The 16,968-nt window shown below is 53.6% G+C and carries 16 protein-coding genes and 1 riboswitch; of the genes, 11 read left to right on the top strand and 5 right to left on the bottom strand.

What is annotated here, in order from left to right; genetic code table 11:
• Positions 1–72 precede the first annotated feature (72 nt).
• The gene (locus AAFN83_RS05725; protein ID WP_481810477.1) at positions 73–498 is read left to right on the top strand and encodes a YjdF family protein; all 426 of its coding nucleotides are present in this window, start codon (positions 73–75) and stop codon (positions 496–498) included.
• Positions 499–587: 89 nt separating this feature from the next.
• On the opposite strand, the gene AAFN83_RS05720 is transcribed toward AAFN83_RS05725, so the two are convergent.
• Positions 588–1,079, bottom strand: a complete 492-nt coding sequence (locus AAFN83_RS05720) for an SMI1/KNR4 family protein (RefSeq protein WP_347767796.1) — start codon at positions 1,077–1,079, stop codon at positions 588–590.
• Positions 1,080–1,170: 91 nt separating this feature from the next.
• Between AAFN83_RS05720 and AAFN83_RS05715 the strand changes: the two genes are divergently transcribed.
• Positions 1,171–1,704, top strand: coding sequence for a GrpB family protein (locus AAFN83_RS05715; protein ID WP_347768255.1), 534 nt, complete (start codon positions 1,171–1,173; stop codon positions 1,702–1,704).
• Positions 1,705–1,781: 77 nt separating this feature from the next.
• On the opposite strand, the gene AAFN83_RS05710 is transcribed toward AAFN83_RS05715, so the two are convergent.
• Positions 1,782–2,153, bottom strand: coding sequence for an ArsR/SmtB family transcription factor (locus tag AAFN83_RS05710; RefSeq protein ID WP_347767794.1), 372 nt, complete (start codon positions 2,151–2,153; stop codon positions 1,782–1,784).
• Between the two features lie 163 nt (positions 2,154–2,316).
• Here AAFN83_RS05710 and AAFN83_RS05705 point away from each other — a divergent pair, with 163 nt between their 5' ends.
• Positions 2,317–4,554 (top strand): heavy metal translocating P-type ATPase, encoded by a 2,238-nt coding sequence (locus AAFN83_RS05705; RefSeq protein WP_347767793.1) that lies wholly within the window; start codon positions 2,317–2,319, stop codon positions 4,552–4,554.
• 92 nt (positions 4,555–4,646) lie between these two features.
• On the opposite strand, the gene AAFN83_RS05700 is transcribed toward AAFN83_RS05705, so the two are convergent.
• On the bottom strand, positions 4,647–4,742 hold the full coding sequence (locus tag AAFN83_RS05700; protein WP_347767792.1) for a YjcZ family sporulation protein: 96 nt from the start codon (positions 4,740–4,742) through the stop codon (positions 4,647–4,649).
• A gap of 214 nt (positions 4,743–4,956) precedes the next feature.
• Here AAFN83_RS05700 and AAFN83_RS05695 point away from each other — a divergent pair, with 214 nt between their 5' ends.
• Positions 4,957–5,922, top strand: coding sequence for a phosphotransferase family protein (locus AAFN83_RS05695; protein ID WP_347767791.1), 966 nt, complete (start codon positions 4,957–4,959; stop codon positions 5,920–5,922).
• 124 nt (positions 5,923–6,046) lie between these two features.
• Positions 6,047–7,252 carry an AI-2E family transporter gene (locus tag AAFN83_RS05690; RefSeq protein ID WP_347767789.1) on the top strand — a complete coding sequence of 402 codons (1,206 nt, stop codon included), beginning with the start codon at positions 6,047–6,049 and terminating at the stop codon, positions 7,250–7,252.
• A 156-nt stretch (positions 7,253–7,408) separates the two neighbouring features.
• Here AAFN83_RS05690 and AAFN83_RS05685 read toward each other — a convergent pair whose 3' ends face one another.
• Positions 7,409–8,491, bottom strand: a complete 1,083-nt coding sequence (locus AAFN83_RS05685; RefSeq protein WP_347767788.1) for an AI-2E family transporter — start codon at positions 8,489–8,491, stop codon at positions 7,409–7,411.
• A 270-nt stretch (positions 8,492–8,761) separates the two neighbouring features.
• Between AAFN83_RS05685 and AAFN83_RS05680 the strand changes: the two genes are divergently transcribed.
• Positions 8,762–9,991 carry an aminopeptidase gene (locus AAFN83_RS05680; RefSeq protein WP_347767787.1) on the top strand — a complete coding sequence of 410 codons (1,230 nt, stop codon included), beginning with the start codon at positions 8,762–8,764 and terminating at the stop codon, positions 9,989–9,991.
• Positions 9,992–10,234: 243 nt separating this feature from the next.
• On the opposite strand, the gene AAFN83_RS05675 is transcribed toward AAFN83_RS05680, so the two are convergent.
• A complete protein-coding gene (locus tag AAFN83_RS05675) occupies positions 10,235–11,266 on the bottom strand; it encodes a CobW family GTP-binding protein (protein ID WP_347767786.1) in 1,032 nt (343 codons plus the stop codon).
• Positions 11,267–11,451: 185 nt separating this feature from the next.
• Between AAFN83_RS05675 and AAFN83_RS05670 the strand changes: the two genes are divergently transcribed.
• The 5 genes from AAFN83_RS05670 (at position 11,452) to AAFN83_RS05650 (ending at position 16,928) form a co-directional block, all read left to right on the top strand.
• On the top strand, positions 11,452–12,483 hold the full coding sequence (locus tag AAFN83_RS05670; protein WP_347767784.1) for a permease: 1,032 nt from the start codon (positions 11,452–11,454) through the stop codon (positions 12,481–12,483).
• Between the two features lie 36 nt (positions 12,484–12,519).
• On the top strand, positions 12,520–12,936 hold the full coding sequence (locus AAFN83_RS05665) for a DUF1980 domain-containing protein (RefSeq protein ID WP_347767783.1): 417 nt from the start codon (positions 12,520–12,522) through the stop codon (positions 12,934–12,936).
• Positions 12,937–13,077: 141 nt separating this feature from the next.
• Positions 13,078–14,211 (top strand): stalk domain-containing protein, encoded by a 1,134-nt coding sequence (locus AAFN83_RS05660; RefSeq protein WP_347767782.1) that lies wholly within the window; start codon positions 13,078–13,080, stop codon positions 14,209–14,211.
• 168 nt (positions 14,212–14,379) lie between these two features.
• Positions 14,380–15,507, top strand: coding sequence for a stalk domain-containing protein (locus tag AAFN83_RS05655; RefSeq protein WP_347767781.1), 1,128 nt, complete (start codon positions 14,380–14,382; stop codon positions 15,505–15,507).
• Positions 15,508–15,671: 164 nt separating this feature from the next.
• A riboswitch (FMN riboswitch) is annotated at positions 15,672–15,812 on the top strand.
• Between the two features lie 117 nt (positions 15,813–15,929).
• A complete protein-coding gene (locus AAFN83_RS05650) occupies positions 15,930–16,928 on the top strand; it encodes a DMT family transporter (RefSeq protein ID WP_347767779.1) in 999 nt (332 codons plus the stop codon).
• Positions 16,929–16,968: the final 40 nt, after the last annotated feature.

Genomic DNA, 16,968 nt, shown 5'->3' with positions numbered 1-16,968 from the left:
CGGACGCGGCGCAAGCCGTCAGTAACCTGCCTCCTTGGTTGTCCGTTCTTTGCGGATCAAACAAAGGGAGGAATGGTTATGGACATCGTGAGAACAAAACTGACCGTCTTTTTTGAGGAGCCGTTCTGGGTGGCTGTCTGCGAGCGTGAATACAGCGGAACCTGCGAGGTCTGCAAGATTACGTTTGGAGCAGAGCCCAAGGACTACGAAATTTATGATTTTTTCCTTAAGAACTTCAGTCAGTTGAAGTTTAGTCCACCCATTGCGGCAACAGGCCTGTTAGAAAGGCGAATCAATCCCAAACGGATGCAGCGGGAAATCAGCAAACAGGTGCAGGTTATCGGTATCGGCACAAAGGCACAACAAGCACTGAAGCTTCAGCAGGAGCAGACCAAGCTGGAGCGTAAAGTTCGGTCACGTGAGCGGAGCGAGGCGGAAAAAGAGCATCAATTTCAACTGCGGCAGAAAAAGCGCAAGGAAAAGCATCGAGGGCATTAGGAAGTGACCTCATAGAGTGAGAATTTCAAAACACCTTCAAAAAATGGCGTCCATGTCATAAGATGTGGAGGACAATCTTGGAGGTGTTTTTACTTAAATTCCTCAAAGTAACGATCGTTCCCATCCAGCCACTGCTCAAACCAGGCTAAAAAGCTGCACCGAGGTGCACACGGTTGCATTCCGACATCCGTAAAGAACCACATTTGGCCCTTTTCTTCCCCCGCAATGATGATATTCCAGCTCTGGCTATCTCCGAGATTGATGAGCTCCAGATTCCCGCACGGGACTTGATCCAGGAGCTCCGGGGTCTCATCGTCTTCCCAGATCCAATGGCGGGTGAAGGGAAAAGATTCTTTCGCTTTGCTTTCGTTAAAGACCAACTGATGAAGCCCTTTGAGAGGGAAGCCGTCGATCATGGTGCAGCCGTTCCCGATTTTCGTATAGAATAGAACGAGTTCTTCTGGTAGACTCCATTCAAAACGTTGCTCGTACCTTCTGATTTCATCAATCGATATGGGATCATTCAAGGGAGTATTCTCTCGTTGAAGCTTGGATTTGATCCGTTGGATGGTTTCGTTCATTCAGAAAGTTCCTCTCCATAATCTATTATTGAGCAATTATCATATCAAATTCTTCTTTGTCACAATCTATTTGGAGAGTCAGGTGGTACCTATGCTGGGAATACCAAAGGGAACTGTGAACCTGGTTCCTTATTCGGCAGAATGGTCTTCACTTTTTCAACTTGAAAAAGAGAGGATCATCGCAAACACTTCCGTTCCTTTTGTCGATATTCAGCATGTGGGTAGCACCTCGATCATAGGGATCCCTACAAAGCCTGTAATCGATCTAGTGGCGGCCGTTGGAGATTTTGTCGAGGGGTATGATTTTATTCGAGATGCAGAAGCCATCGGGTACTACTTTAAAGGTTCATTGGGAAAGAGCAATCGATTTTTCTTTTGGAGAGAAATTGACAATAAAAATACTCACAATTTACACATCGTAAAATATGGAGATGAAAACTGGCTGAACCTAACTTTATTCCGGGATTATTGCAATCAAAATCTAGAGTGTCGCGAGCAATATTCAAAGATGAAAGTTGAACTGGCTCAGGAACATGCGAACAATAGAAATCTGTACACGGAGAAAAAATCACAATTCATACGCGAAGTGATTCGACTTGCGAAACAAGAAACAAGAGGAGATTGACCTCGCAAGAAGCCCATCCTGTTGACGGGTTTCTTCTTGCGGGGGCCATTTCCATTTTCCAAAAGCTAATGACCCTTCTAGGCGTGACCAATATGCTGCAGGGTTTGCAGGAAGATCTGTTCGATATGGGTGTCATCGAGGGAATAATAAACCGTCTTGCCCTGCTTGCGGCGTTTGACGATCCGCATGTTGCGCAAGCCGCGCAGCTGATGGGAGACGGCAGACTGTCCCATCTCGAGGACCACGGTGAGATCGTGAACGCACAGCTCTTTTTGCAAGAGGGCGGCGATGATGCGAATCCGGGTCGGATCGCTGAAGGCTTTGAACCAATCGGCCATCTCGGTGGCCGCGCCAATCCCGATCATCTCCTGCTTCACGCGAGACAAATCCGCATCGCTTCCCAGGCATTGAGCGTCGCACTCTTCCTGCTTGTCCATTGAATTGGGCATAAGAACCTCCAACATTCCATATAGTGACGTTCCCTCTATTATACCGATTGTCTGGCTAAATCGTAAATCCTCTCATTAGCGGCCATGCATTGACAACGAAATGACCAGATGCATATACTATATATGAACAGATGCTCATATGTAGTGAGTGGAGGGAGCAGACATGACACAAGCTAATCAACAAACTCGACGCGAGCTCATCCTTGAAGGGCTCGATTGCGCGAATTGCGCCAATAAGATCGAGCGCGGCGTTCAGAAAATTGATGGTATCACCAGCTGCTCCGTGAATTTTGCAAACTTGACGATGGTTATGGAATTTCCGGCTGATCAGGAAGAGAACTTGCTCAGCCAAGTCACGAATGTGGTTCGCAAACTGGAGCCCGGGGTGAAGGTGATCGACAAACGACCCACCAAGCAGCAACCGCATGGCGACGAGCATTCCCATGAACATGGTCACAGCCATGAACATGGGCGCGACCACGGACATGAACACGGGCAAGAGCATAGCCACGAACATGGACATGACCACGGTCACGACCATGGGAGCGGGGGCGTATGGAATAAGACCCTCATCGCTCGCTTGATCGGTGGAGCGGCGTTGACTGGAGCCGCTTGGGCCATGCCGGAAGGCATCCCCAGCACGTTGGTTTTTGCCGCTGCTTACCTGCTGATCGGATGGGATGTGGTCTTTCAAGCGCTTCGCAACATTAGCCGCGGGCAGGTCTTCGATGAATTTTTCCTGATGTCCATCGCCACCATCGGCGCTTTTCTCATCGGGGAATACCCCGAGGCAGTAGGGGTCATGCTGTTTTACCAAGTGGGCGAGCTCCTGCAGAGCGTGGCCGTGAACCGCTCTCGCCGTTCCATCCAGTCGCTGCTTGCCATCCGACCGGATTATGCGAACCTCGTGACGGCCGGGGGAGAGAAGAAGGTTTCACCGGAAGAGATTCAAACCGGCGACCTGATTCTCATCAAGCCGGGTGAGCGCGTACCGCTCGACGGCATCGTCCGGGAGGGACGATCGTTCCTGGATACCTCTGCTTTAACGGGTGAATCGGTACCGCGGGAAGTGGAGGCAGGCGGTGCTGTCTTGAGCGGCTCAATCAATGGCAACGGGCTATTGAAGGTCGAAGTGACCAAGGTGTTTGCGGAGTCAACCGCGACCAAGATTTTGGAATTGGTTCAAAATGCAAGTGCGAACAAGGCGAAGACCGAGCAATTCATGACCCGATTCGCTCGATATTATACCCCTTTTGTCGTGATTACCGCCCTTCTTCTCGCGGTTATTCCTCCGCTCGTTGTGAGCGGGGCCGAATTCTCGGATTGGGTCTATCGGGCATTAATCTTCCTCGTCATCTCGTGTCCGTGCGCTCTTGTCGTCTCGGTCCCGCTCGGCTTCTTTGGAGGGATCGGAGCGGCTTCCAAGGAAGGCATTCTTGTCAAAGGAAGCAACTACTTGGAGGCTTTGAACAATGCCGCTTACGTGGTGTTTGACAAGACGGGGACGTTGACGAAAGGCGTCTTTCAGGTCGAGAAGATCGCACCCGCCAGTTTTTATTCGGAGGAGGAGCTGCTGACCTATGCAGCCTATGCTGAGGCGTATTCCAGTCACCCGATCGCCATCTCCATCCGCGAACGATTCGGCAAGGAAATTCGCACTGAAGAATTGGCAAATTACGATGAAATCTCGGGACACGGTGTTCAAGTAACCGTGAGCGGCAAGCGAGTTCTGGCCGGGAATGCCAAGCTGATGGATCGGGAAGGGATTGTTCGACAAGAAGTCGATTCGATTGGTACGGTTGTTCATCTCGCCATAGAGGGAGCCTATGCCGGGTACCTCTCGATTGCGGATCAGGTCAAGGACGACTCGGCTGAGGCCATTCGCGAGCTGAAGAGAATGGGCATCCGCAAAACCGTCATGCTGACCGGCGACTCGCGCCGAGTCGGAGAGGCCGTTGCAGCGAAGCTGGGCTTGGACGAAGTCCGTACGGAGCTGCTACCTGCTGACAAGGTGAAGGAGATCGAGCGCATCGAAGCCGAAAAAGCGCCGCACGAAAAGATTTTGTTTGTCGGCGATGGCATCAACGACACGCCGGTGCTCGCCAGAGCGGATGTTGGCATTGCGATGGGCGGTCTGGGTTCGGACGCCGCGATTGAAGCCGCAGATATTGTCATCATGACCGACCAGCCCTCGAAGCTCCCCAAGGCCATTGCCCTGGCACGCCGTACGAGAAGGATCGTAATGCAGAACATCCTCTTTGCCCTAGGCGTGAAGGCCATCTTCCTGACGCTCGGAGCGTTCGGCATCGCGACGATGTGGGAAGCTGTCTTTTCCGATGTAGGCGTCACCCTTCTGGCCGTCCTCAACAGCATGAGGGTTCTTCGAACTCGGAACCTGTAAGCTTGGCTAGGAGAAAGCTTTGAACAAGAATAAAAATGAAGAAAGCGATCCCGATAAGGGATCGCCTTCTCCATTTATTGGAGTGGGTATAATCAATAGAAGGACTTCAAGATGATGACCAGAAGAACGAACAGTACCAGAATAAAAGCGAAGGAAGAACCGTAGCCAGCGCCTGCAACAACTCCCATCGTTACTCACCCCTTCCCATGAAGCTTCAGCATTATATGGCTGGGAACCGCGGGTGGTATGGACACTATCCCATTTTTGAAGAAAATTGTTGGGGTTGACCCGAATATTTTCATTTTGACCGCAAGGAGGGCCGCCTCTATACTTTAGAAGACAATTCGTTCAGTACGGCGCGAGGCAGAGCCTGACGCGCCTTGTCTTCGAGGAGGCATGAAGGTGGAAAGCTTACAAAAAATCAAATTAAGCCCGGAGCAGATCGATCGCATCCTTCGGGAAACCCTGCAGGAAAAAGCACGGTCGATTCAAGAGCTGGCGGACGGATGGGCCAATACCGGCTATCGGGTTGAGCTGGAGAGCGGACGCACGCTGATGCTGAAAGCCGCTCCGGCCAAAGGGCAAACGGTGATGCGAAGCGAGAGGGATACCATGAGGGTAGAGGTGGAGGTAACCCGGCTTCTTACGCAGAAGCAGCCAGAAGTGCCGGTCCCGCACATTTACGTCTATGACCCCTCGTGCAGCCTTGTTCCATGTGAATACTTCATTAAGGAATACCTGGACGCTGAGCCTTACAACAAGGTCAAGGATACCTTGTCCACGGACGAGCAGGAGCAGATTGAAGAGGAGCTTGGACGCTACAATCGGATGATCAACAGCGTTACGGGGGAGCAGTTCGGGTACTTTTTAACGGAATACGGGGCCGCTTCTACCTGGAGGGACGGCTTCCACCTGTTGATGCACGATCTCTTGCAGGATGGCAAGGATGCGGGCATTGAGCTGCCCTTGCCCTACTCTGTCGTCGAACATGAAATCGAGGTACGGCTGGACGCCTTCGAGGAGGTCAAGGTTCCCCAGCTCATTCATTGGGACCTTTGGGAAGGGAACCTGTTCGTAAAGGACAATCATGTCGTCGGTATCATCGATTTTGAACGCTCGCTCTGGGGGGATCCGCTCTTTGAGAACTTCTTCGGTAAATTCCATCAGCCGGGAGCGTTCCGCAGAGGATACGGCAAGCTTCACCTCACCGAAACCGAGCAGATCCGGCGGGAACTCTACGATCTTCATCTGGACCTCGTGCAATACATAGAATGCACCTACCGCGGCTATCAGAACAAAGGGCATATCGAGTGGGCCCGTGCTAACCTTGCGAATACCTTCGAGCTTTTGATCGGGAAGAGTCGATAGAGCGCTCGATCCAGTCGCAGCTTGCTTTCGCGCAGGTTTCTGAAACCTCATTCCTTGCCCAGACGTATGGAAGCCTGATAAACCAAGACAAAGCGGGCCTACGCATGAAGGAGAAGAGAGAGAAATGCGCATACGCAACGGATTAAAATCGATTTTGCAAGCGAACCTGCTGGTACGGAGCCTTCTCGTGCTGCTGCTCGTCGGGCTGGTAATCTGGGTTTATTCCAAAATCAGCTTTGTGTTCCACCCCTTGAACGTCTTGTTCAAGACATTAGCGCTGCCAGTCATTCTCACGGGCATTGCCTATTATCTGTTGAATCCGATCGTGGATTTTTTGGAGCGGAAGCGAATCAAGCGGGTCTATAGTATTCTTGGGCTTTATTTGATCATCGCGGGGCTGCTTGTCATTCTCTTCGTGAACGTCATTCCGTTCGTGGCGGGTCAGATCAACGGCTTGATCGAAAACATTCCGCGGTACAGCGAGCAAGTTCAGGAGAAGCTGAATGAGGAGCTGAAGAATGGTTATCTGAACCAGATCAATGCGTGGACGGGAACCGATCCGATCAAGCTGACCCAGGGATGGTCCGGAAAGATCACGGACTTCCTCCAGAATACGGTATCCGGGTTGGGTTCATTTATTAATGTCCTTAAAGATATTGTTCTCGCCTTGGCAACCTTGCCCTTCATCCTGTTCTATCTCTTGAGAGACGGAAAAAAATTGCCAGAGCACATCGTCAACTTCGCCCCGATCAAAATGCGCAGCCACTCGCTTCGCATCATGTCGCAGATGAACAATCAGATTAGCTCCTACATCCGCGGCCAGATCATCGTCAGCTTCTGCATCGGGGCATTGCTCTACGTGGGCTATCTGATCATTGGCCTCAAGTATTCGCTGACCCTGGCGCTCATCGCCGCCTGCACGAGCATTGTGCCCTACTTGGGACCGGCCATTGCGATCACCCCTGCCTTGATCGTGTCCATGGTGACTTCCCCGGTCATGCTGGTCAAAATGATCGTGGTCTGGACCGTCGTCCAACTGGTGGAAGGCAAATTCATCTCTCCGCAAATCATGGGCAAGAGCCTGCACATTCACCCGATCACCATCATCTTCGTGATCTTGACCGCCGGCAATCTGTTTGGGTTCGTCGGAATCGTGCTAGCCGTGCCCGGCTATGCAGTATTGAAAGTAATCGCCACCAACGCCTTCTCCTGGTTCCGGGATCATTCGGGGTGGTACACCCCAAATCCCGAAGCAGCTGGAGTGCTCGCCGCAGATGGGGCAGACGTAGAAGTTGTACCCGTGCAACCGGAGGACACGACCAAGTCCTAAGCGAAGCAGGCGGATGGTACTTTGGCTCCGACTGACGACAAAGCTCCGGCATGTTGCCAACTCAACCAAAAAGCGGTTCTTCTCGTCCACTGGGAACGAGAAGAACCGCTTTGTCTGTTTTAAGTAGTAAGTCTCACTCCTTCGAGGGAAGCCGCTTCACTCGACGAACTCTTCCACTTTCTCCTGCAGGAAGAGGCGGTATAGCAGCACCACGACGATCTTCACAACCAGATAGATCGGCAGAGCTGCCAGGATGCCGACGATGCCGAGCAGATCGCCCCCGACGAGGACGAGCACAACGGTTGTCAGCGGATGGACGTCAAGGCGCTTGCCATAGATGTGAGGAGCGAGCAGGTTTCCTTCGATTTGCTGGGCGACGAGGATGACCACCAGTACCCAGATGGCCGTCGTAGGGGAATCAATAAAGCCTACGATCAAGCAAGGGACCGCTCCAAGGAATTGCCCGATGTACGGGATCAGGTTGAAGAAGAGTGAGACAACCGCGAGCAGCAGTGAGTAAGGGAGCCCGATAATCAGGAATCCGATGTACATCATGAGGGCCAGCAGCGACGTAATGATGACGCGGCCTACAATATATCCGCTGAGGGCGGAGTCCATGTCCACCAGCGCCTTCTTCACATCTCTGCGATAGGAGCGAGGGGTTACCTTGAGCACCGACTTCGGCAGCTTCTTGCTCTCCTTCAGCATGTAATAGAGGATGAAAGGGACCGTCGACAGGACGAACAGAAGGTTTGTAAACGCCGACAAAGAGTTGGACAAATAGTTGGTTACATAGGTGACGCCCGAGTCTAAGTACTTGGTCAGATTTTGCGTCCAGTCGCTTCCGCTGGAATCGATGTAATTGAACAGCCGGCTTTCTTGAAGCTCGTTCAATTGGGTTTGGAAGCCGTGAATCATCTGAGGCAGGTTGTTCATCAGGTTTTGAACTTGCGTTCGAAGCAGCGGCCAGACGAGGAGAATCATGACCGTCAGGAAGCCGGTGATCACGAAATAGAGAAGCAGGATCGCGGCGGAACGGTTCAGGTTGCGTCCGGTCATGTAGTTGACGATCGGGCGGAAGGTGTAATAAAAAAAGCCCGCCAGCATGAAGGGGAGCGCGAGAATCTTGACGATGGACACGAGCGGATTCAGCAGGAAGCTCACCTTGGTGATCAGAAAGATGATCAGCAGCACCGCGATGATCTTGAGTGAGTTGCGGAAAAATCGACTTTGCAGCATAGCAGCACTCCTTCTTCATGGAACGAATCTATCTCTCTTCAGCATGATTACCCGATTCTACCGGGTGTATAACTATTCACCGCAGCGATGGAAAAATCCTGCTGCCCGGCTGTCGAAGTTTGCGTCTACAACTCCCTGATTTCGTCGAAAATGAGGAGAGGGGAGAGCGTGTCCCGTATCGGTGTCTGTGAAAAGAGGAGATCGAAATGACCTTGTCGAAGCTAAAAGAGAGAGAACGTAACTGCATTATTTATAGTGGAGGGAAAAACCATGAATTTTGATCAATGCTTGGACCGTTATGCAGAATTGACGGTCAAGGTCGCACTGAACGTTCAACCCGGAGAAACCGTCTGGATTAATACTTCGCTCAGTCAGCCTGAATTTGTCCGGCTCGTCGTCAAGAAGGCTTATGAGGCAGGAGCCAAAACCGTCCATGTGGAGTGGACCGACGATGAAGTGACGAGACTTCGTTACAAGCTGGCGCCGCAAGAATCGTTTGGGGAGTACCCGCAGTGGCGGGCGGACGCGGTCACCGAGGTTGCAGCCGGAGGCGGAGCCTACCTGCTGATCGAATCGCGCGACCCCGATCTCCTGGCGGGCACTGACCCGGCTCGAGGGGCGTCGTTCCAGCGCGCCGCGGGAGCTGCTCTCGCGAAATGGCGCGAATATACATACACCGACCGTGCCACATGGTCGATTATCGCCGCTCCATCGGTAGCATGGGCGGAGAAGGTATTCCCGGAGCTCAAGGGAGACGAAGCTGTCCGTGCCCTATGGGAAGCGATCTTCCGCGCAACGCGCTGCGACCAGCCCGATCCGGTAGGCGCATGGAAGACACATAACGAAACGCTTCAGAAGCGTGTGGATCAGTTGAATGCCAAGCAGTTCAAGAAGCTTCACTACAGTGCCCCCGGTACGAAGCTGACCGTAGCCTTGCCGGAGAAGCATGTCTGGAGCGGCGGCAACTCTGCCAACGCGAAAGGAAATGCCTTCAACGCCAACGTGCCGACGGAAGAAGTATTCGTCTCTCCGCATCGGGAAGGAACGGAGGGCTACGTCTCAAGCACGAAGCCGCTTAGCTACAGCGGGAACCTGATCGAGAACTTTACGATCACCTTCGAGAAGGGGCGCATCGTCGATTTCAAGGCGGAGAAGGGCTACGACACCCTGAAAGAGCTCATCGAGATGGATGAAGGCTCCCACTACCTGGGCGAAGCGGCTCTCGTTCCTCATGATTCGCCGATTTCGAATTCGAACCTGATCTTCCTGAATACGCTCTTCGACGAAAATGCATCCAACCATCTTGCCATTGGCCGAGCCTTTTCGAGTGCCATTGAAGGTGGGGAAAACATGTCGCAAGAAGAGCTCGCACAGCATGGCCTGAACAACAGCTTGACCCACGTCGACTTCATGATCGGCTCCGCTGAGATGGACATCGATGGCGAACTCGCCGACGGAACGCTCGAGCCTGTGTTCCGCGCAGGCAATTGGGCGCTGTAAGAAGCGAAGGATACAAGCGAAAAGCGAAAGAGGGACAGTCCGTAATGGACGGTCCCTCTTTTTTTGGCGCTCCCAGCGCCCTCAGTGGCCCGATGCTGCCTGCGAACCTGGCGCTTACGGCAACCTGATGCCGCCTGCGAACCTGCCGCCCCTAGCGAATCGCAAGCCCCGGCGACCTGATGCTGCCTGCGAACCGCAAGCCCCAGCGACTCCAGCGCCCCAAGTGACCCTGCGCCTCCCGGCTTACCCGGTTGCGATGAGCCGTTCCCACTCCTCGCGAACGTCGGCTTCCTCCAGATCCAGCGTGATGAGTACCAGGGGAGAGGGGGTTCCGTCCGCAACTTGGCTCCACTCCGCACGGCCTCCGGCATACTGAAGGAGCCGGATTCCTTCACGAGGATGGGGGAGGTAGCCTTTTGCCCGAAGGAGCCCGGTCCCCCATCGCTTTAGAAAGCCGATCAATGCAGTCGGCGATAAAGCTACCCTCTCCGGCCATTCCAAGGTGAAGGTAACGAGACGAGAGTGGGTGGTTGCACGCGGCAAGTCCCTCACGGATGCTTCTGAACCATATTCTTGCGCCAACTCGAGTACGGAGGTACCCGCTGCCTTCACACGTACAAGCGGCCGCCCTCGGCCTACCGGGAGGCTCTTCTCATACCCAGCCGGAGCGAGGCCTTCAAAGAAGGGCGACAGCTCGATGGCACAACGCGTTGCTGGAAGGAGAGGGGCTTTCTCGTTCAACTTGCGAATGGCCTTCTCCAGCTTGGGCATCCGTGCTGAAGAAACCAGATCGGTCTTGTTCAGTACGAGAACATCCGCAACTGCAACCTGGCTGCGCAGGGTGTCAACCAGCTCTCGGTCCGAGGCGAAGACGCTGTTGTAATCCAGCAGGTGCTCGGCATCGAGCACAGTGACGATCTGCTTGATGCGGACTCGACCCAGCAGGGAGGAGTCGGTGAGCGCTTCCGCTACCTCCTCGGGATTGGCGACGCCGGTCAGCTCCAACAAGAGAAGATCCGGTTTATCCGCAAGCAAGGTGCCGATGGATCCAGCGAGCTCGCTCTTGCGTGTGCAGCATACACAGCCGTCCAACAATTTGGCAATGGAAGAATCAAATGATTCCTGCACGATTCTTCCGTCGATATCCTGTCGACCGAGTTCATTCATCAGAATGCCCACCCGAAGGTTGCGTTCCTGTGCTTCTTGAATGAGACGGAGCAGGAGCGTCGTTTTGCCGCTGCCCAGAAACCCACTGAGGATGAGAACGGGGACCATCCGAATATCGCCTCCTTATCGATTCGGTGAAAGGGGAGGAAGGGAAGCCTGTATCTCCCTTTTGATATGGATATTCGCCCTCTCCCAGGAAATATGATCGCCATCATAACCTGTCCAAGCAGGGAATAGGCTAGTTAGGAGGAACGAATGCCGTTCCAATCCCATTCCTGCGAGGAGGGGCTGCCTTGGGAACCTGGAATTTCCGTCGATCCGTTCCGCTCTCCCTGTTCATTCTAGCGAGCTTGGCGATTTTCATGCTGGGCCGGAACCATCTGGAGCATGCGGCAGGCTTGATCCTGCCAATGCTGATGCGAATGAAGCCGCTTTTTCTCGGCATCGTGCTGGAGGCGCTGCCTTTTCTGCTCATTGGGGTTATGGTCTCCGCCATCGTTCAAGTCTTTGTCAGCGAGGATACGCTGCGCCGACTCCTGCCTAAGAATCCGGTCGCGGCGATAGCGGCCGCCTGTGTGTTGTGCATCCTCTTTCCACTGTGTGAATGCGGTATCGTGCCCATTGTCCGCCGGTTGCTGGCGAAAGGAATGCCGCTCTACATCGGTCTTGTCTTCCTTCTCGTGGGGCCGATTGTCAATCCGGTTGTCTTTGCAGCGACAAGCACAGCCTTTCACCTCGATCCCGGAATCGCCTGGACCCGAATGGGGCTCGGACTGTTTGCCGGATGCGGGATTGCTGCGGTGGTGCTCGTTATGGGAATCGGCTCCCCCTTGAAATTCAGTCGGGCTCAACTGCAAGGAGTCTCGCCACGGGAATCCGAACGCGCTTCAGACCCCACTCCGAGAATGGGGCAAAAGCTCTCCCAAGCCGTTACGCATGCCGGCCACGAGACCTTCGAAATGGGCTTCTACCTGTTGTTGGGCTGCTTTGTGGCGGCCTTGCTGCAGGCGAGTATCCCCGCGGCTGCGTTCGCCGGCATCGGAGATCGCTTGCTCCCGTCCAGCCTCTTGATGATGGGCCTTGCCTATGTCCTCTCGCTCTGTTCGACCTCCGATGCCTTTGTGGCGGCTTCCTTCGCCGGTCTTCTCCCCAAGGGCTCTCTGCTCGGCTTTCTCGTCTTGGGCCCGATGCTCGATTTCAAGGGGACGCTCATGCTTTTATCGGTATTCCGCGGCCGCTTTGTTCTTTTGCTGTCGGGCCTCGTGGTGCTGTTTGTACTGGCGGGAGTGTTGCTTGTCGAGCATGGAGCGGCAATCTTTCGCTAAAGGAGGGGAAGAGAAGTGGGCTTAAGAGGGGAAGGAATGACGGTGCAATTCAAGCCATACCGAAAAAAGCGGATTTCCCATATCATCAAAGGAATTCTCTCTTTGCTTTATGCCGGGTCGATCGTTCATCTGGTTCGGTACGGTCATCTCTCGCTGTATGTAGAATCGAGGCTCTTGATTCCGGTTAAGCTCGCCGCCATCGGGTTGATTCTGATTGCAGGGGCACAGTTGTGGATCGCCCTCACGATCCATCGACCCGCTGCCTTGATCTGTGAGTGTTGTGCAGACGATGCAGGGCAAGCGGGGGAGGGACAAAGCCGTTTTTTGTTATATGGGCTGCTGCTTCTGCCGCTCCTGTTCGGTTATGTTCTTCCGGATTCACCCGGTGCAGGTGATGTCCATGACCACGAGAGGCACGCCATTCCTTTTTCTACCCATGAGGACAAAGATTAAGGTTGTCAATGGCATTGGGATGGGACGAAGACCTCGAATGAGCGCAACTATCTTCCATTATTTGGCGTCTATCTCCATAGAATGGTTCACTCAACTCGTCGCATCCGACAGCCAACCCCTGGTGATAAAGGAGTGTAAGACTTGATCCGTCTCATGAAGAAGATCTCATTTCCTTTCCACAAGGCTTCAACCGCTCGACGGCTGGTTCTCTCGTTATCGGTGATCGTTCTCACAGGAGGAGCAGCGGGCGAAAGCCTCACCCCTGCATACGCATCGTCTCCCCCCACGCTAGTAAGCAGCACGGCAGCTTCCGCAATTACGCCAAAGACGCTTACCCTCAAGATCGACGGTCAGAGCTTCACGCTTCCTGGAGGGATCTCAAAAGACAAGACCACCTATGTGGCGTTAAGGCCAATCAGTGAGAGGCTGCAGCTCAAACTAGGCTGGAGCCAGAAGGAGCAGGGCTGGACCCTCCTTGGCCGGAACACAAGCTTTACGGTCCGAACAGCTCTACCAAGTACATTGCGGCACCATTATACCGTCAATGGTCAAAGCATTTGGGGACCGACGCCCTCCCTCGTAAAAGGAAGCTTGTATGTTCCCTTGCGCTTTTTGCTGGAGAGCTTCTCCTATGAACTGAACGCCTTGACAAGCGGGGTCTTCACGGCAAATAAACTGCCGATGAACGAACTGACTGTAAAGACGAAGAGTTTTCACGAGTTGACCCGAACGAGTGAGCTCGATGTTCAGTATCCGCAGATTGACGGATTCAGGGACAGAACCGTTCAAGACAAATTAAACCAATACTTGGAAGCGCGAGTGAAGGAGCTGGCTGCGCAAGGGCGGAAGGAACTCGCTACCTACCAAGGTCAATACGCGGATGAGAATCTCTACTTCATTCAGTACTTCATCAAGCATAATCAGAAGGATAGGCTCAGCATCATCCTGGAGAGCAATCTTTTTCAGGGTGCGGGCTATGCCTTTCCCACCCGATTTCCCGTTACGTTCGATCTGAAGACGGGGGAAGTCCTAACACTCCAACAGGTTGCCGGGAACCATCCGAGCTACAAGGCGATCATCAACAAGGAGATTAAGGAGCTCTTCTCCAAAAAGTACGGTCCGCTCAGCAAGCCGTTCGAATCCATATCGGACGATCCCTTGTTCTATCTTCACAACAATATGCTCGTCGTATTCTTCCCTGTGCTTGATTACACAACCAGATTCTTTGACTATTTCCCCGAATTCCGATTCCCGCTGAGTACGTTTCAACAATAGAAAGCAAAGGGTAAAGACGAGTGAAACCGAATGCCGGTCTTTCTCGTCTTTTCTAGGTAAGGATGTTCGATCGGAACTGCGGCTCAGATGCATGATATTCCCGCACTTCGGACATACCGAAACCGACAGATTCTCTGCTGCTCATAATGGAGAAAAGGAGTCTTATTCATGAAATCCAATCCGAAGCAAGGTCCAACCCCACCCCGTAAATCCGCTTCGGCTCTCCGCTGGCTGTCTGTACCGCTCGCGGTGACGCTGCTCGCTGGAGGGGCCTCCGTGATGCTGCCCAGCTCTAGCTCCGCTGCTGCGGCAAATGCTGATGTTATTCGGCTTGCCAGCGAAGCGCAGAGGGTAATCCCGAAGACACTCAAGCTCAAGATTGACGGGCAGCTCGTAACCGTCCCCGGGGCGGTCTCCAAGGACGGCGGAACCACGTATGTGGCGCTGAGGCCGATCAGCGACGCCCTTCATCTCAAGCTCAGCTGGAATCAAAAGGAGAAGGCATCTACGGTAAGCGGGCGCAACGTAACCCTCACAACGAAGACGGGCGAGCCGCGGCCCTATACGATTAACGACCAACAGATTTACGGGACGGATCCGGTTATCTTGAATGGAACGACCTACGTGCCGCTTCGGTTCTTCCTTGAAACCTTCCAATATTACGTGCAAGCAAACCCGGACGGTACCATCTCGGTACATGGAATCCCGTATAACCAACTAGTCGTCATGACCAAGGAAATCAAAGAGACGACAAGCAAAGCCGATATCGACATCCAATATCCGCGGATCGGGCAAATGCCGGATGAAGCGGTCCAAGACAAGATCAGCATCTTCCTGGAAAATGAGGTCAAAAAGCTGGCTGCCGAGGCGAGGAAACAATTGGCGGAATCGGAGCCGGGGTTCTCGGGTAAAAACAGCTATACGCTCAATTACTTCATCACGAACAATCAGAATGGCAAACTCAGCCTCTACTTAAGCGATTACCTCTATTTGGGAGGGGCTCATGGATCCCCTGCGCGTCATGCGTATACCTTCGACTTGAAGACGGGGGATGTGCTGACGCTTAAGCAAGCCGCTCTGAACAATCCGAACTACAAGACGATCATCAACAAAGAGGTTAAAAAGCTCTTGCCGGAACGCTATGGATATTTGCTGGCTCCGTTCGAATCCATTGCCGACGACCAACCGTTTTATCTGCAAAATGACGCCATCGTCGTGTACTTTGAGCCCTATGAGTACACCCCGTACGCAGCGGGTTTCCCGGAATTCACGTTCCCGCTCAGTAAATTTCGGTAATGGACGAAGCGGCTTTGCTCAAAAGGAGAACCCCGGACCGGGGTTCTCCTTTTGTCATGGGATGCGGTTCATGCGACGAGATCATGTGAAAGTCGTAACATTCATCACTCTGTCACTTGATTTTCGTAAGTGGGTGAGGTATGCTCTAATCATCAACTAAACGAAAAGATCTTCGGGGCAGGGTGCAAGTCCCTACCGGCGGTAACGTCTTCCGTAAGACGAAGCCCGCGACTCCCGTGCAAGAGGGGACTGATCTGGTGCGATTCCAGGGCCGACGGTGATAGTCCGGATGGTAGAAGATCGGCAAGCCGCTTTGCGATAGCTTTCTTTTCGCATGCTTGTTTGACCGAGCCCCTAGTCTGCCTATGTGCAGGGTAGGGGCTTTTTTACCGCAATGTCCTGAACGTCAGAAGGAGCCGCTTATGAGTCAGATGAACAATGTCCATGTCTCGCCGTCGCCCCTGGTCCGTCTTCCGCGGGTCCGCAAGGAGTTCTGGTTTGTGGTGATTGGGGCTGCGCTGTGGGGAATCGACCCGCTGTTCCGCAACCTGCTCTTGACCCACATGACCTCGACCCAGCTTGTCTTTCTGGAGCACATCCTGCTCGTCCTGATCGCAGGTCCTGTGCTGTGGAAGAACCGATCCGATCTGAAGGGAATCGGCCTTCGCCAGCTTGGCGCAATCCTGTTCGTATCCTGGGGCGGGTCCGCAATCGCCACCGTGCTGTTTACCAAAGGCGTCGCTTACGGGGACTTGAATGCCGTCCTGCTTCTGCAAAAGCTTCAGCCGCTAATGGCCATCCTGCTCGCTCGCCTCGTGCTGAAGGAAGCCTTGCCCAAGTCGTTTGGCTTCTTCGTCGTCATCGCATTAGCCGGAACGTACCTGTTGACCTTCGGGTGGTCGCTTCCGATCGGAGACCACACCCAGCTCATCAAGCCGGGCAACCTGTTCGCCATCGGGGCCGCGTTGCTGTGGGGCGGGTCCACGGTCATGGGAAGTTACCTGCTGCGTTCCATGAAATACGAAACGGTCACCTCGCTTCGGTTCACGATGGCGTTACCGCTCCTGTTCGTCATGGTGCTCATCAACCGTGAGGCGTGGACGCTTCCGACGGATGCAGGCTCGATCGCCGGAGTGTCGATCAACCTGCTCCTGCAAGCCCTCTTGCCGGGCCTGCTCAGCATGCTGCTCTATTACAAGGGTTTGAGCGCCATCAAGGCGTCGTATGCAACGCTTGCCGAATTGAGCTTTCCGATGGCGGGGATTCTCGTCAACTGGCTCGGGTACCACATGGGCTGGCTGACCCAGCCGCAGCTGGTGACCTCGTCTCAAATCATTGGCTTCCTGCTCATCTGGGTTGTGCTCTTCCTCATTTCGCGGCAGAAGCAGAGCGTGAGCGATGGGGCGCTGGCCCAAGCGTAAAATAAACCGCACAGCTTTATTCTGTACCGGCTCCCACATG

This window comes from Gorillibacterium sp. CAU 1737, assembly GCF_039888655.1.
Taxonomy (GTDB): domain Bacteria; phylum Bacillota; class Bacilli; order Paenibacillales; family NBRC-103111; genus Gorillibacterium.
The sequence above is the reverse complement of the archived record's forward strand: the minus strand, read 5'-3'. Positions and strand labels throughout refer to the sequence as shown.